At 64.3% G+C, this 23,368-nt stretch carries 21 protein-coding genes; 6 read left to right on the top strand and 15 right to left on the bottom strand.

Annotated features, from left to right (window positions below; translation table 11 throughout):
* Positions 1 to 109 precede the first annotated feature (109 nt).
* Positions 110 to 1,036, top strand: a complete 927-nt coding sequence (locus QMO14_RS21205) for a hypothetical protein (RefSeq protein WP_056581617.1) — start codon at positions 110 to 112, stop codon at positions 1,034 to 1,036.
* Between the two features lie 60 nt (positions 1,037 to 1,096).
* On the opposite strand, the gene QMO14_RS21200 is transcribed toward QMO14_RS21205, so the two are convergent.
* Entirely contained in the window at positions 1,097 to 1,447 is a 351-nt protein-coding gene (locus QMO14_RS21200; RefSeq protein ID WP_056582602.1) for a DUF2958 domain-containing protein, read from the bottom strand.
* A gap of 448 nt (positions 1,448 to 1,895) precedes the next feature.
* Here QMO14_RS21200 and QMO14_RS21195 point away from each other — a divergent pair, with 448 nt between their 5' ends.
* A complete protein-coding gene (locus QMO14_RS21195; protein WP_082548881.1) occupies positions 1,896 to 2,183 on the top strand; it encodes a hypothetical protein in 288 nt (95 codons plus the stop codon).
* Positions 2,183 to 2,656 (top strand): hypothetical protein, encoded by a 474-nt coding sequence (locus QMO14_RS21190; RefSeq protein WP_056582600.1) that lies wholly within the window; start codon positions 2,183 to 2,185, stop codon positions 2,654 to 2,656. The genes QMO14_RS21195 and QMO14_RS21190 overlap by 1 nt, the downstream gene beginning before the upstream one ends.
* Positions 2,657 to 2,681: 25 nt before the next feature.
* On the opposite strand, the gene QMO14_RS21185 is transcribed toward QMO14_RS21190, so the two are convergent.
* From QMO14_RS21185 to QMO14_RS21155, 7 genes are all read right to left on the bottom strand, one after another.
* On the bottom strand, positions 2,682 to 3,500 hold the full coding sequence (locus QMO14_RS21185) for a hypothetical protein (RefSeq protein ID WP_301509545.1): 819 nt from the start codon (positions 3,498 to 3,500) through the stop codon (positions 2,682 to 2,684).
* 11 nt (positions 3,501 to 3,511) lie between these two features.
* Positions 3,512 to 6,151 (bottom strand): AAA family ATPase, encoded by a 2,640-nt coding sequence (locus QMO14_RS21180; RefSeq protein WP_301509544.1) that lies wholly within the window; start codon positions 6,149 to 6,151, stop codon positions 3,512 to 3,514.
* A 119-nt stretch (positions 6,152 to 6,270) separates the two neighbouring features.
* Entirely contained in the window at positions 6,271 to 7,089 is an 819-nt protein-coding gene (locus tag QMO14_RS21175; RefSeq protein WP_056581607.1) for a TIGR02391 family protein, read from the bottom strand.
* Positions 7,090 to 7,106: 17 nt separating this feature from the next.
* Positions 7,107 to 8,042: a hypothetical protein gene (locus QMO14_RS21170; RefSeq protein ID WP_056581602.1), complete on the bottom strand. Its 936-nt coding sequence runs from the start codon at positions 8,040 to 8,042 to the stop codon at positions 7,107 to 7,109.
* A gap of 12 nt (positions 8,043 to 8,054) precedes the next feature.
* A complete protein-coding gene (locus QMO14_RS21165) occupies positions 8,055 to 8,372 on the bottom strand; it encodes a DNA-binding protein (RefSeq protein WP_056581600.1) in 318 nt (105 codons plus the stop codon).
* Positions 8,369 to 8,698 carry a type II toxin-antitoxin system RelE/ParE family toxin gene (locus tag QMO14_RS21160; RefSeq protein ID WP_198149213.1) on the bottom strand — a complete coding sequence of 110 codons (330 nt, stop codon included), beginning with the start codon at positions 8,696 to 8,698 and terminating at the stop codon, positions 8,369 to 8,371. Before QMO14_RS21160 ends, QMO14_RS21165 begins: the two co-directional genes overlap by 4 nt.
* A gap of 101 nt (positions 8,699 to 8,799) precedes the next feature.
* Positions 8,800 to 9,999, bottom strand: coding sequence for a site-specific integrase (locus QMO14_RS21155; protein ID WP_056581584.1), 1,200 nt, complete (start codon positions 9,997 to 9,999; stop codon positions 8,800 to 8,802).
* A gap of 255 nt (positions 10,000 to 10,254) precedes the next feature.
* On the opposite strand from QMO14_RS21155, the gene QMO14_RS21150 reads away from it, so the two are divergent.
* Complete coding sequence (locus QMO14_RS21150) at positions 10,255 to 10,896, top strand: DUF6806 family protein (protein ID WP_301509542.1); 642 nt, start codon at positions 10,255 to 10,257, stop codon at positions 10,894 to 10,896.
* Positions 10,897 to 10,930: 34 nt separating this feature from the next.
* The gene (locus QMO14_RS21145) at positions 10,931 to 12,232 is read left to right on the top strand and encodes an MFS transporter (protein WP_301509575.1); all 1,302 of its coding nucleotides are present in this window, start codon (positions 10,931 to 10,933) and stop codon (positions 12,230 to 12,232) included.
* 10 nt (positions 12,233 to 12,242) lie between these two features.
* Here QMO14_RS21145 and QMO14_RS21140 read toward each other — a convergent pair whose 3' ends face one another.
* The 7 genes from QMO14_RS21140 to proV form a co-directional block, all read right to left on the bottom strand.
* Entirely contained in the window at positions 12,243 to 14,450 is a 2,208-nt protein-coding gene (locus QMO14_RS21140; protein WP_301509540.1) for an Ig-like domain-containing protein, read from the bottom strand.
* Positions 14,451 to 14,539: 89 nt separating this feature from the next.
* Positions 14,540 to 15,325: a hypothetical protein gene (locus QMO14_RS21135; RefSeq protein WP_301509538.1), complete on the bottom strand. Its 786-nt coding sequence runs from the start codon at positions 15,323 to 15,325 to the stop codon at positions 14,540 to 14,542.
* Positions 15,326 to 15,333: 8 nt separating this feature from the next.
* Positions 15,334 to 16,128 (bottom strand): glutamate racemase, encoded by a 795-nt coding sequence (gene murI, locus QMO14_RS21130; RefSeq protein ID WP_301509536.1) that lies wholly within the window; start codon positions 16,126 to 16,128, stop codon positions 15,334 to 15,336.
* Between the two features lies 1 nt (position 16,129).
* Positions 16,130 to 17,683 carry a fumarate hydratase gene (locus QMO14_RS21125; RefSeq protein WP_093202564.1) on the bottom strand — a complete coding sequence of 518 codons (1,554 nt, stop codon included), beginning with the start codon at positions 17,681 to 17,683 and terminating at the stop codon, positions 16,130 to 16,132.
* Between the two features lie 54 nt (positions 17,684 to 17,737).
* Positions 17,738 to 18,751, bottom strand: a complete 1,014-nt coding sequence (gene proX, locus QMO14_RS21120; protein WP_301509533.1) for a glycine betaine/L-proline ABC transporter substrate-binding protein ProX — start codon at positions 18,749 to 18,751, stop codon at positions 17,738 to 17,740.
* 17 nt (positions 18,752 to 18,768) lie between these two features.
* On the bottom strand, positions 18,769 to 19,944 hold the full coding sequence (gene proW, locus QMO14_RS21115; protein ID WP_301509532.1) for a glycine betaine/L-proline ABC transporter permease ProW: 1,176 nt from the start codon (positions 19,942 to 19,944) through the stop codon (positions 18,769 to 18,771).
* Between the two features lie 21 nt (positions 19,945 to 19,965).
* Positions 19,966 to 21,228, bottom strand: coding sequence for a glycine betaine/L-proline ABC transporter ATP-binding protein ProV (gene proV / locus QMO14_RS21110; protein ID WP_301509531.1), 1,263 nt, complete (start codon positions 21,226 to 21,228; stop codon positions 19,966 to 19,968).
* A 513-nt stretch (positions 21,229 to 21,741) separates the two neighbouring features.
* Between proV and fumC the strand changes: the two genes are divergently transcribed.
* Complete coding sequence (gene fumC, locus QMO14_RS21105; RefSeq protein WP_301509529.1) at positions 21,742 to 23,139, top strand: class II fumarate hydratase; 1,398 nt, start codon at positions 21,742 to 21,744, stop codon at positions 23,137 to 23,139.
* Positions 23,140 to 23,368 lie beyond the last annotated feature (229 nt).

Raw genomic sequence — 23,368 nt, 5'->3', positions numbered from 1 at the left:
AGACTGCGTTCTGCTTTCCCCCCGTATTTCTTGCCACCACCATGCGATATCGCCTGGGCGTAGGCCAAGTAATCGCTCGATTGGCCTGCGCTGAAATCAGGAGAATCGTATGCCCATCGGCATTTCCGACCTTGCCCATTCTGTTCGCAAGAACAGCGTTTCTGTGGCCGCCCCTGTGCAGCTTGGCCATGCGCAGCAAATCATTGTTGCTGCACTCGGCTACAAGAGCCTTGCCGCCTACCAGGCCGCCCAGGTAGCCGCACTCGAACCCAAAGACTTGAGCAATGTCTACCACGTTGTACTCGACTACGACTCGCTCGATAGGCGCGCCAGCGAACTTGGCGCAGCCCCCGCGCCAAGCCAACTGCATGAGCTGATCGACGCAGCCTTCAAGGAACGAGCACCCCACACACACATTCACGCCTCTCACGCAGGCTTCGATAACTATCTGCGTGAGCATGTGGATCAGGTGGTCATCGAAGACGATGACGTGAACAGCGAGATGGCCAACGCCAATTACGATGGCATTGATGAGGTCTATTTCGATTTCGAGGTTGAGTCTGAAAACGTCCCCGTTGGCAGCTCGCTGGAAATCGACCTGGATGGCCATGTTGGCTTGGGCATCGACACTGAGCGTCCCTACGCGGGCCACATCGTGAATGTGGAGGGCACTTTGAGCGTGGAGCGATTGGGCAGCCAGTGCTTTGGGTCAGTGGACTGCCAAGTCACCAAAGCGGAACTCGATACGAACTGGGGGGATGACGACCACGACGGCGAGCCACCGCCGCGCAGCGTATCGCAATCCTATGCCGAACTGCTGGGCCTCGAACTGCATGAGGTTGGCAATCTCGCCGATGTAGAAGCAATGGAGTTGGACGGCAGTAGCGGTGAAATGGTCTACGGCTACCTCCTCGACTTCACGGACTACGCATCGCCCGAGATAGCGCAGAAGATCTTGCGCCGTCACTCTTCACTGCGTATCGAAGTCGGCCCTGGCTTCTTTGAAGGCGTTCGTAGCGACGACTGGCCTCGCTGACGATGCAGTAAGCGCATCCCGATACGGGATGCGCTGCTGGGCCATCCGCCCAAGGCCGAGTCAGACAGCTATCCGCCCGCTCAGCCGCGCCTCGCGCGCGTAGGCGCTCAACCGCTTCTCAGCGCGGAAAGACAGGTCGCGCTCGATCGGCAAGCCCAGCCCGCCGCGCACGATCGCCAACTCGCCCAGGCTGACCCAGCCGATTTCCGGCGCCCCCAGGCCCAGGTCGCAAAGACCAAAAGCGTGGTCGTGGTCGTCAGGATCAATCTCGGTCAGCAGCCAGGTCGCGCCGGCGTCCGGCGTGAACAGCTTGACCACGGGGGCCGGATCAAAGTCCGGGTTCTCCAAGGATTCGCGGCCGTTGGCCAGCAGTACGATGCGCTGCTCGTCAGTGATGAGTGCGTTGTTCATGGTGAACTCCTGCAAGGATGCCGGGCGGAATTGCCCGACCCTTCCGGGGCACGGCGCAGCGCAAGCAGTCAGGGGTCGCAGACGGCCGACAGGACGCAAGCGCGCATGGCGCGCGCCGCCCTTGACGGCGAGAACGCCGTGATACGGTGAAGGGAACAGCAAGACTGCCCACACCCGCCCGCTGCACACACTCGGCTTTTAGGGCAAGCGGAACGCGCAGGCTCGAAAGGGCCGGAGGCGTCAGGGGGCAAAGCCGAATGGCCGCGATTCGGCACGAAGCGCGGGGCGCAGCCCTCGAACCCGGCGGCGGCACGCCGGGACGCAATGAAGACTGTCAGATAGAATAAATAGGCATCGCGTCGACGAAAGATCCCCGTGCAGCGATGCTATTCTTTTCTTCGCTGCGATCATTCACGGCTCACAGCGTTGACACGATCGGAGATACGGCATGACGTTCAAAGCGGACAAGTACAACCGGTCGGTCTGTCTGAATTGCCCAACGTGCGGTGGCACTGAGTTTTCACACGACGGCGCTGATGGGCAGACGAGCGAACTGTTCACCTGCGGCAACTGTGGGTTGCAGATTTCCAAGGATGATCTCATCCGAGCCAACGATGAGAACGTGCAAGCGCATGCCAAGGAGATCGGGAAAGCCGTCGTCAAAGATCTTCAGAAGGAACTGCACGAATCGCTGAAGAGGGCATTCCGCGGCAGCAAGAACATCAAGATCCGATGATGCCCTTCCCAATCAGTGTTGGTGATGCCATCGCCATAGGCGCTCTTTTGCTGTCCGCGTACGCCACTTGGACGACGTTCAGATTCAATCAGAAACAGAACAAGTTGATTGAGAGCCAGGATCGACTGAACAAGCTACTTCTGGAAAAAGAAGCCACTGAAATCCTCAACATTAAGAAAGCGGACCTCGGCGCGACGTTCATCAAGATCGGCAGCAACAACCGACGGCTGAAAATCTGGAACAAGGGGAAATCGGCCGCGCGCAACGTGTCGCTGTCGTTTCCCGATGGCAACGACTGCCTGGTTCAATCGGACATCGACTCGAAATTTCCGCTAGAGACACTGGACACGCTCCAGTCGGTGGAATTGATTGCGTCCATATCACTGGGTAGCAAAAGCAAGCACTCCATCAAGCTGACGTGGAGCGACGATTTCAGCGATCACAACGAGAAGGTGGTCTACCCGACGATCTGAAAAGATGCCTGCGCAAGGCCACTGGCTAGGAATAGAGCTGGCCGTCGGGACAAAGCAGACCAAACCACCGCTGCAGTTTCTTTTCTCGCGTGGCGAACGATCCTTCCAGTGTTCCCAACAGGAGGTAGTGCGCGTCGAGAACATCGTGCTCGATTTTCTCGTAGGCTTTTCCGCTCAGTGTGTCGGGAACACGTCCACCATAACGACAATATGCGTCCAGCGCGAAAAGCAACTGGACCTGCTGCCAACGAAATAGTGCCCAATCCCGGGTCATGATCGTGGCAGGCGGTAGTGGAAGTTCGCCCGAAGGGACTTCCAGGCTCCCGTAGAACTTCAACATTGCATCGGTATTGGTCGCGATGACCTCCTCGGCGGCCTCCCGCAGTGACTGTCGCTCCGCGCTGGTGCCTTCCAGAAGATTTGGGATTAGGGTCGGAATCAAGCGCACCMGGTCAAGAAATCGTTCGACATCTTCACGAAGTTCCGCCGTCTGCTCCTGAAGCGCCTCAGCCGCCGAAGGCGGCAGCGCGTAGTTCGCGCCGGTCAGCGCCTCGTTGAATTGGAAGCGGATATCCTCGTACCGCGTAGAGGGCTTGCCGCAGGCTTCGTGCGACTCTATCTCCTGTTTCAGCAGCGCCCCTACGTGATTGACCAAGATCACCGGGTTCTCGATCTTGGGAAACTTGGCGAAGCAGCGCGAGCGTCCCGGTTCGGACGACGAGATCAACTCGTAGAAAAGTACGTCGGCCATCAGCAACTGGTGCGACTGCGCGAGTTGCAGCATGTGCGCCGCCGTCGATCCTTGCAGGTAGTTCTTGTCGAGAACAATCGTGGGCTTTGCCATTGAAGTCCGGATCAGCTAAAGGTCGCCGCCTGGGGCTTGGCTTTCTCCCATGCCTTGCGCGCTGTGTTGTACTCAGCCTTGATGCGGTCCATCTGTGCCAATTCGTCAACCACGAAATCAATCGTCAACGGCACTTCGTGGAAGTCTGGCGAGTGGGAGTGAGCATCGATGTATCGGGATAACATCACCATGCGCGTGTGAACCTGTGCAGCAATGCCTTCATCAAAATACACCTGACTGAGGGTGAAGGTGATGTTCTCCCGCCAGCGGCGCACGACATTGCCGAACAGCTTTCGCTGAATGAAGTCCTCATAGGCGGTACGCAGGCTGCCACACGCCTTCTCCAGGCTGTCGCGCTGCTTGTCGCCATCCAGCGTGCGGGCGACGTCAAGGTGCTTTCGTGCGCGATCGTGTGCAGCACCTTCGTAATGTTCGTGAGGGAAGGCCAGGCTGTCGATGACACCTGGCTCTTCGGCCTCGCCACGCCACACGGTCCGGCCCGCGAAATCGACACCCTTTTCCACCGCAGCCGTCGCCAGATAGTTCGTAAACAGGATGTCGTGCGTAAAGACGATCACCTGCCGCTTGGCGGCTTCGTCCACCAGGCGTTGTGCGATCGCCTCTTTGCGTACATGGTCCATCGAGGTCACGGGGTCATCGAACACCACGCCCAAACAGGAACCGTTGAGTTCCACTTCAGTGAGAAAGTCGGCCAATGCCGCGGCGGTCTGTTCGCCCTCGCTCAGCACCGAAGACGGGTCGATGCCGGCCACGCTGGCGTTGGCAATCTCGATTTTGCGATCAGTCGTTCCAGCATCGCCCGCGAAGCGGAATTGCACCGGCAGCTTGAGCTGCAGGGCGGCGCAGTTCTCCGTGAATCGCGCGATGAAGCCCTGCGCCACCAGTTCTGTGGCCAGCGCTTTCTGCTTGCTGGTCACTTCGCGTTGGGATACGGCAAAGCCGCGGATGCACGAATTGGCCTTCACCACCCATTTGAGGTCTGCCACCGCCGCAGCGATGGCATCGTACTGGCCGGAGAGCACCTGGCGATCGAGTAACAATCGCTCCTCTGCCATCAACGACCCCATCAGTACCTTGGGGTCCTTCTGTCGCAAGGCATCGTTGTCGGATTTCAGGCGCTCAACCAACTCCGTGATGCGTACCGAGACCGGGTCATGGTCCAACATGCTCAAGCCAGGGTCGAAGGCACCGGCAACCGCCCGCGCCAATGCTCCGATGACTTCCCGATAGCCTTCGACATGACTGGAAACCGCCGCGGCCATTGCGGCATCCACCTCGGTCAAGGTCCGGCGCGCGACACTGCCCTCGTCGAAGAAGGCGAGACTGATCTTCGACAACTTCGTGCCATACCCTGCGAGCGTTGTCTTGGCCTGGCCAAGCTGCGCTTCGACACCACTGGTTGCGAACTGATAGAAGCGGGTCAATCGTGCAATGCCGTCTTCGTCGAGAACCTGATGGCAAAGCACGCATCGGGCCGCATCCGCCTTCGGTGGAAACGCCTCGTCAGGATAGGCTTCGGCGTTGTAAGCAATGGCCGCAGCCAGCAGGTCACGCCATGCTGCTGTGCCGATGGGCTGCACCGGCTCCTCGCCCAACTGTGCCGCTGAGAGCGCTGACGCCTTTTCCGTCAGCGTCTGAATCTGCTTGACGGCATTGGTGATCTGTTCCGCGACTGCAGGCGATACAGCCATGTGCAAACCTGAGATCGATGCTTTCAGTGCGTCCAGATCGATGATGCGCTGCTCATTCTGGCGAATGATCTCCTTGGGATCGGTGGTCCTGAGTGTCGCGAGTTGCTGGACAACCGATTCCAGGCGCGCGCGCTCCTCGTCGYCGAAGGCGGCCAATGCCTGCAAGCCAACGAGGTCCGTCTGTGCCGTCAGGGTGATCAGCAGCGAAGCGACTTCGGACGTGCTGCCTGGAATCGCGAACTTGTCCGTAGCGTGGGAACGTAGAGCGATGTCATCGCGCAGCTTGCGCTGGAGCTTTCCGAAGACCTCCACCATGCGGGGAAAAACATCGAACAGATAAGGCATGACTTGGAAGGCATTGCGCTCATCCAGATGGACACGCACGCAGGTCGAGTCGAACACCGCGAAGTTGTCGCGCAGTCGCTGGCAAGGCTCCTTGTAGACAAATGTCGTGTTGGAGCCGTCGTCGAAGGCAAACGTCGCGCTAGGCGTGGGTTGTTTGTGCTTGGCCAACTTCACATCGCCGAGAATCGCGGTTTGCTTGGAACGGGTGAAGCATGCGGCTTTGAGCACTCGCGCATAGCCGGACTTGCCCGCACCGTTGGGACCATAGATCACAGTGAGCTTGCGCCCGAAAGTCAGTGTTTCACCCGGCGCCAGGGCGTTGACGCCGGTCAGTGCGGTCATGGCGGTCACTACGCTTGAGTCCGTTGTGGGGCCGCCTTGGATCTGGGGCAAGGCGATGTCCCATGTGGCGCGTGGCATCTCCGTGGTGGCCAGTTGCTGGTCCATCAAGTACTCGCGGTAGACCTCATCCAAAGCCTCGTCCGGGAAATCGACGGCGCCAACGAGTTTGACCAGCAGGCACCGCTGCCAGTTGGAAAGCGTCTTGCCCCAAGCGGACAGCGCATCGAAGACATTGAACGCCGCTTGCGACATGAAGATTCCTTGTTTTAAGCCATTTGAATCTCGTTCAACAGGCTGGGACGGTCTATTCAGAGGAGGCAGGTGATTGTCGTATCACGATACAACAATCGATCAGGACGGCGTTGCGACGCCTACGAAAAGGACACTGCCGCTTTCTGCACGCCATCCAGTTTTCTATGGATCAGTGAAACCAGCGTCAAGATGTCGAGCGCATCCTGCTCAGACATAGGCCAATTCGTCTTCGGGGCATGGGCCAAGGGATTGCGCACGGCGCCGAACAGACCGATTAGCAAGTTCGCAAATCCTCTCTGCTCGCTCTTTTCGGACTCGGTGCTCAGTGGTCCCAAGACCAAGATTGGCTGCTGACCCGCGAACGCCTTGTTCACCAAGTCGGCACCATCGCCGGTCAACCCCGACAGTATGCGAATTCGCTCGGCGACACCCTTGCTCGCCTCGAAGACCGCATGAAAATAGTTCTCGTCCAACAGCTCGGCTCGGCAGTAATTCAAGACCTCCGCATGGACGACTCTGCTTTCCAGCGCCGCCTTGAGACGTCCAGCGCGTGCGCGGGCTGCATCCAACGTCGTCGCCTTGTCGGCATATCCCACCTTGCCATCGTCGCGAACATAGAAGCCAGAGAACGCCAGCACGACATTGAGTTCATCCCGCAGCCAAGCAAATGTTCCAGGATCGCGCACGTAGTTCACCGGGTTCATTGCGCGGTTGATGAACATAATCAGATGGTTGCCTCGCTGATGCTTGTTCTGCAACTCGGCGAGCGCGTTGAACAACCGCTTCCACTTCGTCATGCCCGGCGATGGGTCGATCACTTCCATCTCTTGCAGCAGCCTCCCAATCTGTGTGCCACTCAAGCCGCGCTCGGTGTCTGCAAGCACACGGCAGGCAGCTTCAAGATGCTGAGAACTGAACAGGTCAATTTGCGCCGCCATTGCCGACCTCTCCGCGTTTAGCGGACGACAACATCGAACGGTGCATGCACCGAGCGAAAGGTAGCGAGGATGCGGTCACGGGCGCAATCCAGTTCGTCCGCTACACGAGAACTGAGCATGTAGGTGGGGCAGTCCGCCTTGCCGCATTCACAATGCCGGATCTCGCCTTCTCGGAGGCGAGAGACGAAGATGCGGCGCAGTTCATCGACTTGACGCACAACCTGGGCCAGCACCTTGCGAACACGCTGATCTCTGATGTGATGGATCGATGGAATGCGCCGAATTTCGGTGCCTTCACGTGTTCTCCACGCTCCGGTGTTGAGTGCTCGAATGGTGTCCTCAACAGCTTGCTGGAAGGCGGGTAGCGAACTTTCCTGTTGAAAAGGTGTGCGAAAAGCAGGCCGGTCGAATACGGCAGCCATCAAACCCAGCGCCTCGGCGTCGGATAAGCCAGGGAAGTCATCAACGAATTTTCGGATCTCAGCTTCGGCTTCGGGGAACTCGACTCCCTGGACGAAGCGGTGCAAGAGGTATTCGCCACGCAAACGCAGGTTCTCCTCGAACTCGACGCTCGACCAGATCGTCACATGCGCTACGCCAAGTGCAGCAGCGCTATCGCTGATCCGTGTTCTGCTGGCGTCAGAGACTGCACCACGACAGATGAATTTGAAAGCATCTGGCGTACCGCCAGTAGCCTCGACAGCCTTCTCCATATCGGTTCGGGCTTTCGCCAGGGTCAGCATGTCACGATTAGCGCACTGGATAATCGTCTTGCGCGAAGGTCGATCGTCAAACTCCTCGATTCCGAAGATGTCTCGTCCCTGGTCGCTACCCGATTGGCCGTGCCAGATCAGGTCGCGCCAGCCGGTACGAACGTGATAAGCAAAAGCAAGGCGCTCAAATTGAACGCCGCTGTAGTCTTCAAAGTGAATCGGATGAACGATGCTTGCCATAGGCATCGAACATCAAGCCGCGTGCGCCGAGGGCGCAGAAGCCAGCGGCTGCACAGCCAAGCGTAGGCCCATCGTCTTGAGGATGGCGGTCAAGCTGTTCAGGGCGGGATTGCCCTTCGGCGACAACGTGCGGTAAAGCTGCGTCGGGTTAAGGTGAGCCTGTTCGGCCACCGCCTGCACGCCGCCGACTGTCTGCGCAAGCTGGCGCAGCACGGTCATCAGTTCGGCTTGGTCGCCATCGGCCAGGATGTTGTTGATGACTTCAAGTGCGAGCGCCGGATCGTTGCGGTACAGCTCGGCCATCGCCTCGTCATGGGATTTGCCTCTCATTCGTCGATTCTCCGTTGCCAGTCCTGCCAATAGCCCACCGCCCGGTCAATGTCCGCATCCTGGGTGCGCTTGTCGCCACCACACAGCAGCAGCACCAACCGTTGCCCCGCTAGGCCGTAATAAACCCGATAGCCAGGCCCCGCGTCGATGCGCAGCTCCCACACGCCATCTCGGCAAAACTTGTGGTCGCCGAAGTTGCCTTGCTCGATACGGGCCACGCGGCGGATGACCGCCACCTTGGCTTGTGCATCACGCAAGCGCCGCAGCCAGTCGGTGTAGAGATCCTTCTGTACGTCGGCCGAGAGGTAGTGCTCGATTCGGTACATTGTTATTTTCGTTTATAGACGAATGGAAGTCAAGGAGAAGGGGCGAGCCCGCGTCCACATTTCCGAGACACTGTCTCGGATTTCCCGGGTGGGCCTCCTTCTCATGCTTCGACCTCCGCCTGGCGTTGCGCACCCGTGATCGTCTTGCGCCGGGCCGCCACTAGTTCGGCCGCTTGCCGCACCGGATCGTCCTCGGTATGGACGTAGCGCATGAACATCGCCGCGGTCTTGTGCGCTGTCAGCGCCATGCCGACCTTTAGGGGAACGCCCGAATTGGCAATGTCGGTCGCCGAGCGGTGGCGGATACCGTGAGTGCCGACCTTCGGCACACCGGCACGGTCAAGGATGCGCCGCCACGCCTGATAGTAGGTGTGGGTGCTGAGGGGCTTGCTGTGGTCGAGGATCGCCGGGCAGACATAGGGCGAATCGCCGTAGCGAGGAGCATTGGTCAGCCGCCGGCGGGCTTCCTCACTCAAGGGCTTGGACATATCGCCGGTCTTGCTGTCCGGCCAGACCACCCGGCCGTTGGGTAGGTCGAGCCAATCCCACTGCAAGAGCAGGACTTCCGACATGCGTGCGGCGAACTCGAATTGCAGCCGGACTGCCAGCAGGTGGGTGGGATGCTCCAAGCCTTCGGCCTCGGCCTTCTCCAGATAGGTGAACAGCTTGGTCATCTGGTCGTCGGTGATGAGCCGGGTCGAACCCTTTTCCGGGTACTTGGGGACGTGGCGGCACGGGTTGGAGCCATCGGGCCGGTAGCCCCACAGCTCGGCCAGGTTGAACATCTTGCGGACGAGCGACAGCACCCGGTTAGCCTGGGTGGGCGACTTCTCCATGCGCTTCATCAGCGCGGTGATGTCGTGGCGTGTGACCTCGTGAACCTTCTTGCTGCCGAAGGCCGGGATGACGAAGCTGTCGATCTGGTACTGGTAGCCGGCCTGTGTGCTGGGCTTGTTGTGCGGCTTGGAGTGGTCGTCCATGAACCGGCCGCACAGCTCCTTGACCGTCGGCGCCTTGCGGGATTCGGCCTTGTCGAGTCCGGGATCGCCCCCGCGCCGGACTTCGGCCAGCCAGTCTTGCGCAAGCAATCGCGCCTGTTCGACCGTCAGTTCGCCGAACTGGCCGATTGCCGGCTTGCGCCGCACGCCGGAGTTCGTGCGGTACTGAACCATGAAGACCTTGCGGCCCGTTGGTGTAATCTTGCACAAGAAGCCCGGAACGAGCGTATCCCGGAGTTCCACGTCGCAGGTTTGAGCCTGCGATGTGTCAACGACGGACTTGGTGAGTTTGACCTTCGCCATGAGGTGCTCCTGAAAGGCCCCGATTCCAGGGGCCGGCTAGGAGCCAGGCGGAGGGGAACCGGGGCGGTTTGCATCGCGCACCGGGATATGATCGAAGGCACTGGCCTCGGGGAAAACCTGCTGCAGCAAGCCTCATCCAAGCCCATCCTTAGTCCGGTGCGGATGCCATGCTCAGGCTTAAAATCCGCCGCTTCCTTGATCGGGGCATACGGGTTCGACCCCCGTTCCGGGTACCAACTTAAAAGGGAGCATTAGATGCCTCGCTACAACGCTCCATTTGAAATTCATGTGCATGGCGACGTGCCGCTGCGTTCGGACGTGACCTTCGAGCAGATCCAGGAAGCGCTCAAGCCGCTCTGGAAATATGCCGGAGCCAAGTCGCTGGCCGATGGCGCCACCAGTTCCTACGAGGAGGAGCCCGGCATCCGCTACGAGCAGAAGGACCACGTGCTCCAGATGTGCTGGACCGTGGCCGGCGACGAAGACTTCCGCCAGGCGCTCGACGAAATGTGCATGGGCCTGAACGAGCTCTCCGAGCGCGGCGCAGCCATCGAGGTCACCTTCTACGACACCGACTTCGACGAGGAAGAGGGCGATCCGGAAGAAGAGTCGCGCGACGACTTCCTGATGCTCTTCGTCGGCCCCAACCCGGCGGCGATCATGCAGGTGCAGCGCGACCTGCTGGTGGAAGACGTGGTCAATCTCATGGAGCGCCACTTCGACGGCTCCGAGCTGGGGGGAGTGGTCGCCGAGATCGATCGCCTTTTCAGCGACCGTTTCGACGCACTCGTGAACTCGCTCGAAATCGGAAAGCGCCCGCGCGGCACCGGTGGTCCGGGCAGCGGGGGCAGCGGCGGTGGCCATGGCGGCGGCCGCCGTCCGCGCCACCTGCACTGACTACCTGACCGACGCCGCCCGCGGCACTCCGCGCATGGCCCTGTTCCCCGCGTCAGCGCTGCAACCGGGCGTGCGCAAGCGCGAGGTGTTCGGCTGGGCGATGTACGACTTCGCCAACTCCGGCTACACCACTGTCGTCATCACTGCGGTATTCGCCGCCTACTTCGTGGGCGGCATCGCCAAGGGTGCTCCATGGGCCGCCTTCGCGTGGACGGCCGCGCTCAGTACCTCTTACGCCATCGTGATGCTCACGATGCCCGCCATCGGTGCCTGGGCCGATCTGCGCGCGGCGAAGAAACGGGTTCTGGTTCTCGCAACGCTGGGCTGCGTTTTCGCGACGGCCGCGCTTGCCTTCACGCCCAGCTTCACCGGTGCTGGCGGCGTAGCGCTCGCGATGGCGCTGATCATCGTCTCCAACGCCTTCTATTCCTACGGCGAGTCCCTCACGGGTGCCTTCCTGCCCGAGCTGGCCACGGCCGAAGGCATGGGCAAGGTGAGCGGATGGGGCTGGGCCTTCGGCTATGTGGGCGGGATGCTGGCGCTGGGCATCTGCCTGGCCTATGTGCTGTGGTCCCAATCCAGAGGCCTGCCGGCGGCGCACTTCGTGCCGGTCACGATGCTCATCACGGCAGCCATCTACGGGCTCGCGGCCTGCGCCACCTTTGCACTGCTGCCCGAGCGCGCGCAGCCCCGAACCGCGGATGTCGGACTCGGTGCCTGGCAGCAGCTGCGCGTCACTTACCGTCAGGCACGGGCGTATCGCGACTTCATGTGGCTGCTGGCCTGCACCGTCTGCTACCAGGGCGGCGTGGCGGTAGCCATCACGCTCGCAGCCATCTATGCGGAGCAGGTGATCGGCTTCGTGGCGAGCGAGACCATGGTGCTGATCTTCGTGCTCAACATCGCAGCCTCGCTGGGAGCCTTCGCCTTCGGCTACGTGCAGGACCGCATCGGCCACAAGATCTCGCTGGCCGGCACGCTCGTCGCGTGGGTCGCGGTCTGCGTGATCGCCGCGCTGGTCACCACCAAGGGCGGCTTCTGGTGGGCCGCGACCATCGCGGGGCTGGCCATGGGATCGAGCCAGTCGGCCGGCCGCGCGATGACGGGCTACCTGGCGCCGCCGAAGCAGCTTGCGGAGTTCTTCGGGCTCTGGACCTTCGCAACGCGGCTGGCGAGCATCGTCGGCCCGCTGAGCTTCGGCGCCATCACCTGGATGACCGGCGGCAACCAGCGCATCGCGATTCTGTCGACCACGGTGCTGTTCGTGGCGGGGCTGTTGCTGCTGCTGCCGATCGACATGCAGCGCGGCCGCCAGGCCGCGCTGCGCGCTTCCTAGCCGCCGGCAATCAGGGCAGCTTGTCGCCGAACAGGCTGTCGTTGCTCAGGGGCCAGCCGACTTCCGGCGCGTAGCGCACCGTCCAGTTCGCCGGGTCCTTCACGCGGGCCGCGAAGGCGGCGAGATCCGAACGGTCGAGCGAGCCGGTGTAGATCGCGTTGGTCTGGTTGGCGGGCGTGACCTTGAAGCTCATGCCCGTGCCGGCTGTCGTGACAGCGTCGGGAATGGAGCCTGCGTCGCCGCCCAGCGTGATGGTCGCAAGGTAGTCGCCGACGGCGGTGATCTGTCCGGCCACGCCGTCGCCCAACCCGGCGATGGTGCCGCCCGCGATGGCGTAGACGGTTTCCGACTTGCCGATGCCGCCCGGCGACCCGAGCGTGAAGCCCTTGTCCGCGATCGGATTGCCCGTCACGTCGGTCTGGATGGTCACGATGGTGCCGGCCGGCAGGTTGCGGTCGGCGGTCCAGAAGAAGGCCGTCTCGTTGGTGATGCCGGTGAACTCGTTCGTGCCCGTCTTGCGGTCGCGGTCGGTGAAGAGCACCTTCGTGCCGCCGTTCACCGCCTTCAGCAGCACGAAGGCGTAGGCGTCGGGCGCCTCGGCGTTGGCGGCCATGAAGAGCAGGTCGCCGGTGGCGAGCGTCGTGGCGCCGGCAGTGGTGGTGAAGCTCAGCGTCGTCGCGTCGTTGATGCCGGCGAAGGCGTTGCCGGCCGGGTCGGTGATGGCATTGCCATCGATGGTGACGTAGTAGCCGCTGCTCGCTGCCAGCGGCGCCGTCGGCACCAGCTTCAGCTTGTTGAACGCCACCTGCATGCGCGCGGCGGGGCTGTTGGCGTGGAAGGTCTCGACCACACTGCCGTCGGCCTTGTGAAGCACGATGCTGCCCGAGCCCAGGCGCACCGCTTCATTGAATGCCAGCGTGAGCGATGCGTCGAGGTTCACGCCCACGAGGCCCGCCAGCGATGCCTTCCTCAGCTTCGGGGGGGTGGTGTCGACCAGGGGCGAACCCAGGCGGACGACGAAGCCGTCGAATTTCTGGTCGGCGGGCGGCAGGTCCTTCGAGGCGGTCGTGCCGTCCCACTTGGTGTCGCCGTTGTCCAGCAGCAGCTGGACCTGCGTGCCGGCCTTCACCGGGCCCGGCACCTCGACCACGGATTCGAAGCTGCCGCCGGTTTCTTTGCGCAGCGCATCGAGGTCGTTCGAAAGCTCGACCGGCGCGCTGTTCGGGTTGCCGTCCCACGCGAAGAGCGCGAAGTTGCGGTCTACGTCCGGGCTGGCAGCCCCTGCGGGGCCGGCGACGATCAGGTAGTTGCCATCGGTGCCCTTGTCGATCGAGCGGATGCCGCGGCCGCCGAGTTCCAGCTCGATGGGCGCGCCGAAGGTGGCCTGCGTGGCGGTGCCGCCGACCAGCGCGGCGTAGTTCTGAACCGGCACGATCAGCGCCTTGGAGCGCACGGTGGTGCCCGTCTGCGGTGCGCGGAAGCCGAGCCACAGCGCGGTGTCGCCGGGCGAGCTGGTCATGCCTTCGATGGAGAAGCCGTCGACCCGCTCGGGCGCGATGCCGGCCGCGGCGGACACGGCGAAGCCGAAGCGATTGGCGCCGAGGCCGTGCGCGTTGCTGGAATCCCAGGTGACGAGCTGCGCTTCGAGCAGCGCGAACTGTCCGACGTAGTCGAAGGCGGTGGCCGCGCCCGTGCCGCTGACCCTGACGGCGAACAGGTGCGAGCGGTCGGAGGCCGCGTCGGCACCGTCCTTCTTGTTGCTGTTGGAACCGGTGAAGTAGAGCGTGTCGCCGACGCGGGTGCCGGCCTCGAGGTCGAGCTCCTTGGTCAGCTTGGGGCCGTCGAGTTCGTAGCTCCACTCCTTCACCGCGGCGCCGCCGCCGCGCGGGTAGACGCGCAGCACGTTGGCCTCGTCGTCCGCCACGATCATGAAGTTGTCGGGCAGCGCGATGGCGGTCGACGCGTCGGAAGAACCCTCGGTCGTGCCCGCATTGGGCGTGAATCGTGCCTTCGAAACGAGCTGGCCGGGTTCAGGCTGCGCGGCTGGCGGTTGTGCTGGCGGCTGGGCGGCCGGAGGCGGCGTGGTGCTGGCAGGCGGCAGGAACCCGATCGGGCCCGAGCCGCCACCGCCGCCTCCGCAGGCGCTCAAGGCCAGCGCGAGTGCGCCGGCGAGCATCATGGGCTTGAAGGGAATGCGGGTCTGGGAGGGGGAGTTCATTGTGCGCGGCAATACTTTTTGACAAACCGCGCATGCTGGTACTTTTGTGTGACGGCCCGGTGAAAAACAGGCCGCGGATCAGGCTCCCGTCAGGGGACTTGCTGCTGGAGCGACTTCGGCACCTTGAAGCGCTCGCCGTCGTAGCGCAGCGTGACGGTGTTGAACTTCGGGGGCAGGGCCTTCTCGACGCAGCCCTGGTCTTCCTGCTCCTGTGCGCGGCTTTGCAGGAGCGTGCGCGACAGCTGCAGGTCGGCCAAGCCGTTGCTGCGGCCCCTGCTGACCGACAGCATGGTGCGCAGCTTCTCGAAATGGCCGGTGCACGTGGAATCCCATCCGCCGTGGTCGTGGTCGAGTTCGATCTCCTGCAGCACCTGGCGCAACTGCTTGCCGTGGTGCACGTACAGCCGCACCGTTTCGCTCGCCAGCGGGCTGCCGGGCCCGTTGCTGCCCCTGTAGCGCACGCGAAGGCCGAAGGCGCGCACCTCGGGGGAGAGTACGTAGCGCGAGGTGTCGATGCGGATGTCCTGTATGGAGGTGGTGGCGTCCTCGTCGAGCGCCTCGGGCTGCAGCAGCCGGCCGATGACGGTGTCGCGGTCGGTGTTGCCGTTGTCGGGGCGCTGGATCAGCAGGATCTCGAGGTCGAAGACCTTGGCGCCCCGGTCGGTGGTTTCGCGCGGCATCGGCAGCACGACGATGCTGCGCCCCGGAAAGGCCGGCCACACCTTGCAGGCCGCGAGCCGCTCGTCGAGCTGGCGGTTGGGGTGCAGCTTGGCATGCATGCGCTCGGCAAGGCCGCTTTCGCAGGCTGCGTGGCTCAGGCCGGCGGCCGAAAGGCCCAGGAGGAAGAGGGCGGCGTGGCGCAGCAGCAGGCGCATGGATCGGTTCAGGCTGTGGCGGCGTTGGACAGCCCGAGCCATTTGGCGGCCGCGGCTTCGAGCACGGCGACGTCGCCGCTGCTCTGCAGCAAGAGGCTTCCCGTGGCTCCGGTGCCGTCGGCGAGCCGCCCCGCCGATGCGAGCAGGCGCCGCGTCTGCTGCGCGACCGGCACACCCGTGTCTATGAAGCGCAGCGTGGCCGGCGCATGCTTGCCCAGCTCGTCCTTCACCAGCGGATAGTGGGTGCAGCCGAGCACGACCGTGTCGACTTCGCCGTGCCCGTCGCCGAAGGGGCCGGCCTCGGCCATGTAGCGTTCGCTCAGTGCCGCGATGCCGGCCGAGTCGAAGCCCTCGATGGCCTTCACGAGGCCGTCGCAGGGCACAGGCCTGACGTCGGCCGATCCGGCAAAGGAATTGCGCAGGGCCGCGTACTTGGCGCTGGCCAGCGTGCCTCGCGTGGCCAGCACCGAGACGTGCCCCGTGCGGCTCGCCGCCACGGCGGGCTTGAGACCGGGCTCCAGCCCGACGATCGGAAGGTCGGGGTGGTCGGCCCGAAGCAGGTGGATGGCAGCGGTGGTGGCCGTGTTGCAGGCCACCACCAGCGCCTTGATTCCGCGCTCGCGCAGCAGGTGTTCGACCACGGCGCGCGAGCGCTCGATCACGTAGGCGTCTCCGCGTTCGCCGTAGGGCGCATAGGCCGTGTCGGCGAAGTAGACGAAGTTCTCGTGCGGCAGTTCGGCCCTCAGCGCGGCCAGCACGCTGAGCCCGCCGACACCGCTGTCGAAGACGCCTACCGGGCTCAACTCAGGCTTCTTCCATCATGATGGTCTTGAACTCGCCCGTGGCGATGCGCTTCTGCCACTCGGCAGGGCCGGTGATGTGCGCGCTGGTGCCGCCGGCGTCGACCGCCACCGTCACCGGCATGTCGACCACGTCGAATTCGTAGATGGCTTCCATGCCCAGGTCCTCGAAGCCCACCACCTTGGCGGTCTTGATGGCCTTGCTGACCAGGTAGGCGGCACCGCCCACGGCCATGAGGTAGGCGCTCTTGTGCTTCTTGATGGCCTCGATGGCGACCGGGCCGCGCTCGGCCTTGCCGATCATGGCGATCAGGCCGGTCTGCGCCAGCATCATCTCGGTGAAGCCGTCCATCCGGGTGGCGGTGGTGGGGCCGGCGGGGCCCACGGCCTCGTCCTTCACCGGATCGACCGGGCCCACGTAGTAGATGACGCGGTTGGTGAAGTCCACCGGCAGCTTCTCGCCCTTGGCCAGCATGCCCTGGATGCGCTTGTGCGCGGCGTCGCGGCCGGTGAGCATCTTGCCGTTGAGCAGCAGGGTGTCGCCCGGCTTCCAGCTCGCCACTTCGGCGGGCGTGAGCTTGTCGAGGTCGACGCGCTTGCTCTTCTTCTCGTCGGGCGCCCAGTTCACGTCGGGCCACAGGTCGAGCGAGGGCGCTTCGAGGTAGACCGGGCCGCTGCCGTCCATCGTGAAGTGCGCGTGGCGCGTGGCCGCGCAGTTGGGGATCATCGCCACGGGCTTGCTCGCCGCGTGCGTGGGGTACATCTGGATCTTGACGTCGAGCACGGTGGCCAGGCCGCCCAGGCCCTGCGCGCCGATGCCCAGCGCATTGACCTTCTCGTACAGCTCGACGCGCAGCGCCTCGACCTTGCTCAGCTCGGCGCCCGAATTCTTCTTGGCCAGCAGCTCGTGCATGTCGAGGTCGTCCATCAGGCTTTCCTTGGCCATCAGCGCCGCCTTCTCGGCCGTGCCGCCGATGCCGATGCCCAGCATGCCCGGCGGGCACCAGCCGGCGCCCATGGTGGGCACGGTCTTGAGCACCCAGTCGACCACGCTGTCGCCGGGGTTCAGCATGACCAGCTTGCTCTTGTTCTCGCTGCCACCGCCCTTGGCGGCCACGGTGACTTCAAGTTTGTCGCCTGGAACGATCTCCGTGAAGATCACCGCGGGCGTGTTGTCCTTGGTGTTCTTGCGGTCGAACTGCGGGTCGGCCACGACCGAGGCGCGCAGCGTGTTGTCGGGGTGGTTGTAGCCGCGGCGCACGCCTTCGTTGATGGCGTCGTCCAGGCTGCCGGTGAAGCCGCCCCAGCGCACGTCCATGCCCACCTTGAGGAACACGTTGACGATGCCGGTGTCCTGGCAGATCGGGCGCTGGCCGGTCGCGCTCATCTTGCTGTTGGTCAGGATCTGCGCGATGGCGTCCTTGGCCGCGGGGCTCTGCTCGCGCTCGTAGGCGCGGGCCAGGTGGGAGATGTAGTCGGCGGGGTGGTAGTAGCTGATGTACTGCAGCGCGGCGCTGATCGATTCGATCAGGTCGGCCTGCTGGATCGTGGTCGTCATGGTGGGGGCTTTTTAGGAATGTGAAACGCCCCCCGATTATCTCAGCCGCCGCGCCTACCGCGCCGCGGCCCGGGCCTGCTCGATCCAGCCATCGAATAGCTGCTGGTGCGCCCGGATCCACCCGTCGGCGTGGCGCTCCACGTCCTGCTGCGTGTTCGCGCCCTGGCTCATGCGCAGGTTCTGGGCGTTGATGTCGCCGATCGGCAGCTTCATCACCTCGAACAGTTTGCCCGCCGCGGGGTTCTTCTCGACGAAGGCCCGGTTGGCGACGATCTGCTCCTGGTTGGCCTGGAAGCCGTAGTTCCTGCCGTTGGGCAGCTTCGTGTCGACATTGCCGCCATCGCCTTGCGAAGAGGAGAAGGGCACTTGCAGCCACACCACGTCCGCGCCCGGGCGCAGCACGGCGCTGACCCAGTACGGCGTCCACGTGTAGTACAGCACCGGCTTGTCCTGCCTGAAGTGCGCGATGGTGTCGGCCATCAGCGCGGCATAGCTGCCCTGTCTGTGGGTGACGGTGTCGCGCAGCTGGTAGGCCGTCAGGTGGTTCTCGATGGCCAGCTCGCAGCCCCAGCCGGGGTTGCAGCCCGTGAGGTCGGCCTTGCCGTCGCCGTCGGTGTCGAACAGCTTGGCGATGGCCGGGTCTTTCAGCTGCGCGATGTTGGTGATGTTGTATTGCTCGGCCGTCTTTCTGTCGATGAGGTAGCCCTGCACCGCGCCGTCGGAGTACACGCCCTTGCGCCACAGCTTGGCGTCGCCGCCGCTGTTCTTGTAGAAGTCGGCGTGCAGCAGGCTCCAGTGGTTGGCCATGAAGGTGGCATCGCCGTTGGCGATGGCCAGGTGCTCGGTGGCGGGCTCCAGGTCTTTCATGGGCTCGACGGTGTAGCCGAGCTTTTCGAGGGCGCGCATCACCAGCAGCGTCTGGAAGGCTTCCTCGGCGAGCGAGCTCTTCAGCGGCAGCACGGTGACGCCCTTGCCGGGCAAATCGTTGGCGGCTTGCGCGGCCAAGCCGGTGGCGACGAAGGCCAGGGCCAGCAGGCCGCGTGCGATGAATCGGTTCTTCTTGTTCATGTGGATGGTTCCTCCGTTCATCGCGCCTGTGCCGAGAGAGCGGGCGTGGGTTCCGCATCCGCGCGGCCCGGTGCCACGGCGCGCTGCAGCACGCGCAGCGCGAAGCCCGTCGGCCCGGTGTGCCACCAGCGGCGGCCGCCGCCGCGGCGCGACTTGCCCATGGCCTGCGTCAGGCGGTCCAGAGAGATCGCCAGCAGCACGATGCCCAGGCCGCCCACGGTCGCCAGGCCCATGTCGAGCCGGCCGATGCCGCGCAGCACCATCTGGCCCAGGCCGCCCACGGCGATCATCGAGGCGATCACCACCATCGACAGCGACAGCATCAGCGCCTGGTTGATGCCCGCCATGATCGACGGCATGGCCAGCGGCAGCTGCACCTTTACCAGCATCTGCCAGGGCGAGGCGCCGTAGGCGCGCGCGGCCTCGATGAGGTCGGGGCGCACCTGGCGCAGGCCGAGGTTGGTCAGGCGCACCAGCGGTGCCAGCGCGAAGACGATGGTGACGATCACACCTGGCACGTTGCCGATGCCGAACAGCATGACCACCGGCACCAGGTACACGAAGGCCGGCGTGGTCTGCATCGCGTCGAGCACCGGGCGCATGACGCGCTGGGCCCGGTCGCTGCTTGCCAGCAGCACGCCCAGCGGCAGGCCGATGACCATGCAGAAGACCAGCGAGGTCAGCACCAGCGACAGCGTGACCATTGCCTCGGGCCAGATGCCCAGCATGGCCACCAGCAGCAGCGCCACCGTGGTGCCGATGGCCAGCGCGCGGCCGGCGAACTGCCAGGCCAGCAGGCCGATCAGCGCGATCATCGCCAGCGTGGGCAGGCCGGTGAGCAGGCTCTGCACCGAGTTCAGCGTGCTGTCGATGGGCAGGCGAACGGTCTGGAAGAAGGGACGGAAGTGCTCCACCACCCAGCCCAGGCCGCTGTTGATCCAGGACTCGACGGGCAGCGATCCGTCCCACAGGCGGTGCAGTTGGAAGCCATTGGTGGCTGCATCTGCGTGGCCGGCCAGCTGGTGGGCGCTGTCGAGCTGCGCGGGGGCGTCGAGCCAGGCGCTGGTCGCGGAAGCGTCGGGCGCGGCGGAGAGGGCCTCCCACGGGTCGACCGGGGCGGGGGCAGGCGTCGCCAGCACGGTCGCTGCGTCGTTCAGCGGTGCGAGTTCGGAGGGCAGTGCGGTGTCGTTCATCGGTTGTTCCTTCGAAATCGTTCAGGCGGCCGTTGCTGCGGTTGCGGCGGCCACGGGTTGCTGGGGCTGGTGAGCCGGGTCGATCGGCGGCGTGTCGCGGTCGAGGAACTTCAGCAGCGTCGTCTTGCTGATCGCGCCGCAGAAGCGGCCGTCGGCCGCCACCACCGGCATCGCGCACGGCGCCTGGGCCACCTGGCCGAAGAGGCCGGCCACGGGCGCATCGGCGTCGATGGTGCCGAGGTCGTTCAGGAAGGCGTGGCGCAGGCCCAGCGGGCCGGAATGGCCGTCGAGCGCGGCGCGCAGCGTGTCGGCCGACACCGTGCCCAGGTAGCGCCTGTTGGGGCTGGTCACGTAGGCGAAGTCGCGGTCCTGGTCTTCCAACTGCTTGAGCGCCGCGCGCGCGCCGCGCTCGGGGTGCTCGCAGACCACGGTGAGCTGCTTGCGCGCGATGTCGCCGGCCTTGAACACGGCCGCCGCGTCCACGCCGCGCACGAAGCTGCGCACGTAGTCGTTGGCGGGGCTGCGCAGGATCTCGTCGGGCGTGCCGACCTGGATCACCTGGCCGTCCTTCATGATCGCGATGCGGTCGCCGATGCGCATGGCCTCGTCGAGGTCGTGCGAGATGAAGACGATGGTGCGGCGCTGCTCCTGCTGCAGGCGCAGCAGCTCCGACTGCATCTCGGTGCGGATGATCGGGTCGAGCGCCGAGAAGGCCTCGTCCATCAGCAGGATCGACGGGTCCGAGGCCAATGCCCGCGCCAGGCCCACGCGCTGCTGCATGCCGCCGGAGAGCTCGTCGGGGTAGCTGTCGCCCCAGCCCGCCAGGCCCACCTGCGCGAGCGCCTTGTCCGCCTGCGCGAGGCGCTCTCTCTTGCCGGTGCCCGAGAGTTCGAGGCCGAAGGCGGTGTTCTCGCGCACCGTCATGTGCGGCATCAGCGCGAACGACTGGAACACCATGCTGATGTCCTTGCGGCGCAGCGCGCGCAGGCGGGCGTCGGAGTACTCGTTGATGTCGGCGCCATCGATCACGATGCGACCGGCGGTCGGCTCGATCAGGCGGTTCAGCAGGCGCACCAGCGTCGACTTGCCCGAACCCGAGAGGCCCATGATGACGAAGATTTCTCCGGCCTGGATATCGAAGGTGGCGTCGAACACGCCGATCGACTGGCCGGTGCGCGCCAGGATCTCCTTCTTCGAAAGTCCTTGCCGGACCAGCTCCAGGGCTTGTTCGGGCTCGTCGCCGAACACCTTGAAGACATGGTCGATGAGAATTCCTTTGGCCATACGTCGGGGCTCCTTGGGTGAAGGGTTGACAGATCGCCGCCCCCGCCGGAAAGCACGCAGGAGCGACGCGACCACGCCCCCAGCCCATTGCATGGGCTGCCGGCAGGCACTGAAGACGACAGGGCGACGAAGCCAGTGCCCGCCGGATGCTTCATTCGCAGCGCGACGGGCCTGGTCGAGGGGCGCCGCCTGGATGAGCGTGACGTGGCAATGGGGCCGGAAAAATCCGGCCGGGTTGCCGGGCATGGCCCGGCGGGAGAACCTTGCACCGCGACGGGATTCGGAGATCCGCGAGTAGTGAAGGCTTGACCAACGCAGTCATCATGACTTGTTGGTCGTCAGAAGTCATGGATTATAACTTTTCGACATGATGGGGTCAAGGCGAGAGGCCGAGCGCCTCTGTCGGCGGCGGCGCAATGACCTCGTCAGATGAGAGCTACTCTCATCGGGGCGATACTCCGGGGCGCGCCGGAAAGCGGCGCGACCTTTCATGATCCTGCGGAGCTTTTTCTCATGACGACTTCCCCCAAGACCCGTGCCGAGCGCGATACCTTCGGACCGATCGACGTGCCGGCCGACAAGCTGTGGGGTGCGCAGACCCAGCGCTCGCTGCAGAACTTCGACATCTCCGGCGAGCAGCAGCCGCGCGAGATCATCAAGGCGCTGGCGCAGGTCAAGCGCGCGTCGGCCGTGGTCAACCACGCGCTGGGCCTGCAGGACGAGAAGAAGACAAACGCCATCGTGGCGGCCGCCGACGAAGTCATCGCCGGCAAGCACCCGGGCGAGTTCCCGCTGGTGGTCTGGCAGACCGGCTCGGGCACGCAGACCAACATGAACGTCAACGAGGTGCTGGCCAACCGCGCCAGCGAGATCCTCGGCGGCGAGCGCGGCGAAGGCCGCCTCGTGCACCCGAACGACGACGTGAACCGCAGCCAGTCGAGCAACGACGTGTTCCCCACCGCCATGCACGTGGCCGCCGTCGAGGCCATCACCCACAAGCTGCTGCCGGCCATCGCCAAGTTGCGCGGCACGCTGGAGCAGAAGTCCAAGGACTTCGCCGACATCGTGAAGATCGGCCGCACCCACCTGCAGGACGCCACGCCGCTCACGCTGGGCCAGGAGTTCTCGGGCTACGTGGCGCAGCTCGCGCATGGCGAGGCGCACGTGCGTGCCGCGCTGCCGCACCTGTGCGAACTGGCGCTGGGCGGCACGGCCGTCGGCACCGGCCTGAACGCACCCAAGGGCTATGCGGAACAGGTGGCCGCCGAACTCGCGAAGCTCACCGGCCTGCCGTTCGTGACCGCGCCGAACAAGTTCGAGGCCATGGCCAGCATCGACGGCATGGTGCACGCCCACGGCGCGCTGAAGACGCTGGCCGCCAGCATGAACAAGATCGCCAACGACGTGCGTTGGCTCGCCAGCGGCCCGCGCAGCGGCATCGGCGAACTGAGCATTCCCGAGAACGAACCGGGCTCATCGATCATGCCGGGCAAGGTCAATCCGACCCAGAGCGAAGCCGTCACGATGTTGGCCGCGCAGGTGTTCGGCAACGACGTGGCCATCAATATCGGCGGCGCGTCGGGCAACTTCGAGCTGAACGTGTTCCGTCCGATGGTGGCGCACAACTTCCTGCAGAGCGTGCGCCTGCTGGCCGACGGCATGGTGAGTTTCAACGACCACTGCGCGGTGGGCATCGAGCCCAACCGCGAGCGCATCACCGAGCTGGTGCAGCGTTCGCTGATGCTGGTGACGGCGCTCAACACGCACATCGGCTACGACAAGTCGGCCTATATCGCGAAGAAGGCGCACAAGGAAGGCACGAGCCTGCGCGAAGCCGCCATCGCCTCTGGCCACCTGACGGCCGAGCAGTTCGATGCGTGGGTGGTGCCGGAGAACATGACCGGCCGTTGATTCGCCGGCCAGCCCCATGAGGAAAGGACCCTCGCGGGCAATGCCGCTCAGTTAAGCAAAGGCCCTTCGGGGCCTTCGCTGTTTGTACAGTGCAGGCTGTATGAACAAAGCCGAGCCCGGACGAGGCCGGCGGACGGCCGATGCTGCTGCAAGAGTACCTGTGCGAGACCCATCAATACGCCACGCCCGAGCAGTGGGGAGTCGTGCGAGGCAGCCTGCCTGCGCAGTG

Origin of the sequence: Variovorax sp. CAN15 (assembly GCF_030462475.1) — a bacterium.
GTDB lineage: Bacteria > Pseudomonadota > Gammaproteobacteria > Burkholderiales > Burkholderiaceae_C > Variovorax.
Note: the sequence above shows the minus strand (reverse complement) of the source record. Positions and strands in the feature narration are given on the sequence as shown.

Coding starts and splice junctions, on each gene's coding strand:
- QMO14_RS21175 (WP_056581607.1), bottom strand. CDS start 7,089: ATGGCGGCGCAAATTGACCTGTTCAGTTCTCAGCATCTTGAAGCTGCC.
- QMO14_RS21170 (WP_056581602.1), bottom strand. CDS start 8,042: ATGGCAAGCATCGTTCATCCGATTCACTTTGAAGACTACAGCGGCGTT.
- proX (WP_301509533.1), bottom strand. CDS start 18,751: ATGAACAAGAAGAACCGATTCATCGCACGCGGCCTGCTGGCCCTGGCC.
- proV (WP_301509531.1), bottom strand. CDS start 21,228: ATGGCCAAAGGAATTCTCATCGACCATGTCTTCAAGGTGTTCGGCGAC.
- QMO14_RS21165 (WP_056581600.1), bottom strand. CDS start 8,372: ATGAGAGGCAAATCCCATGACGAGGCGATGGCCGAGCTGTACCGCAAC.
- QMO14_RS21125 (WP_093202564.1), bottom strand. CDS start 17,683: ATGACGACCACGATCCAGCAGGCCGACCTGATCGAATCGATCAGCGCC.
- proW (WP_301509532.1), bottom strand. CDS start 19,944: ATGAACGACACCGCACTGCCCTCCGAACTCGCACCGCTGAACGACGCA.
- fumC (WP_301509529.1), top strand. CDS start 21,742: ATGACGACTTCCCCCAAGACCCGTGCCGAGCGCGATACCTTCGGACCG.
- QMO14_RS21195 (WP_082548881.1), top strand. CDS start 1,896: ATGACGTTCAAAGCGGACAAGTACAACCGGTCGGTCTGTCTGAATTGC.
- QMO14_RS21150 (WP_301509542.1), top strand. CDS start 10,255: ATGCCTCGCTACAACGCTCCATTTGAAATTCATGTGCATGGCGACGTG.
- QMO14_RS21155 (WP_056581584.1), bottom strand. CDS start 9,999: ATGGCGAAGGTCAAACTCACCAAGTCCGTCGTTGACACATCGCAGGCT.
- QMO14_RS21145 (WP_301509575.1), top strand. CDS start 10,931: ATGGCCCTGTTCCCCGCGTCAGCGCTGCAACCGGGCGTGCGCAAGCGC.
- QMO14_RS21200 (WP_056582602.1), bottom strand. CDS start 1,447: ATGAACAACGCACTCATCACTGACGAGCAGCGCATCGTACTGCTGGCC.
- QMO14_RS21190 (WP_056582600.1), top strand. CDS start 2,183: ATGCCCTTCCCAATCAGTGTTGGTGATGCCATCGCCATAGGCGCTCTT.
- QMO14_RS21205 (WP_056581617.1), top strand. CDS start 110: ATGCCCATCGGCATTTCCGACCTTGCCCATTCTGTTCGCAAGAACAGC.
- QMO14_RS21135 (WP_301509538.1), bottom strand. CDS start 15,325: ATGCGCCTGCTGCTGCGCCACGCCGCCCTCTTCCTCCTGGGCCTTTCG.
- QMO14_RS21140 (WP_301509540.1), bottom strand. CDS start 14,450: ATGAACTCCCCCTCCCAGACCCGCATTCCCTTCAAGCCCATGATGCTC.
- QMO14_RS21160 (WP_198149213.1), bottom strand. CDS start 8,698: ATGTACCGAATCGAGCACTACCTCTCGGCCGACGTACAGAAGGATCTC.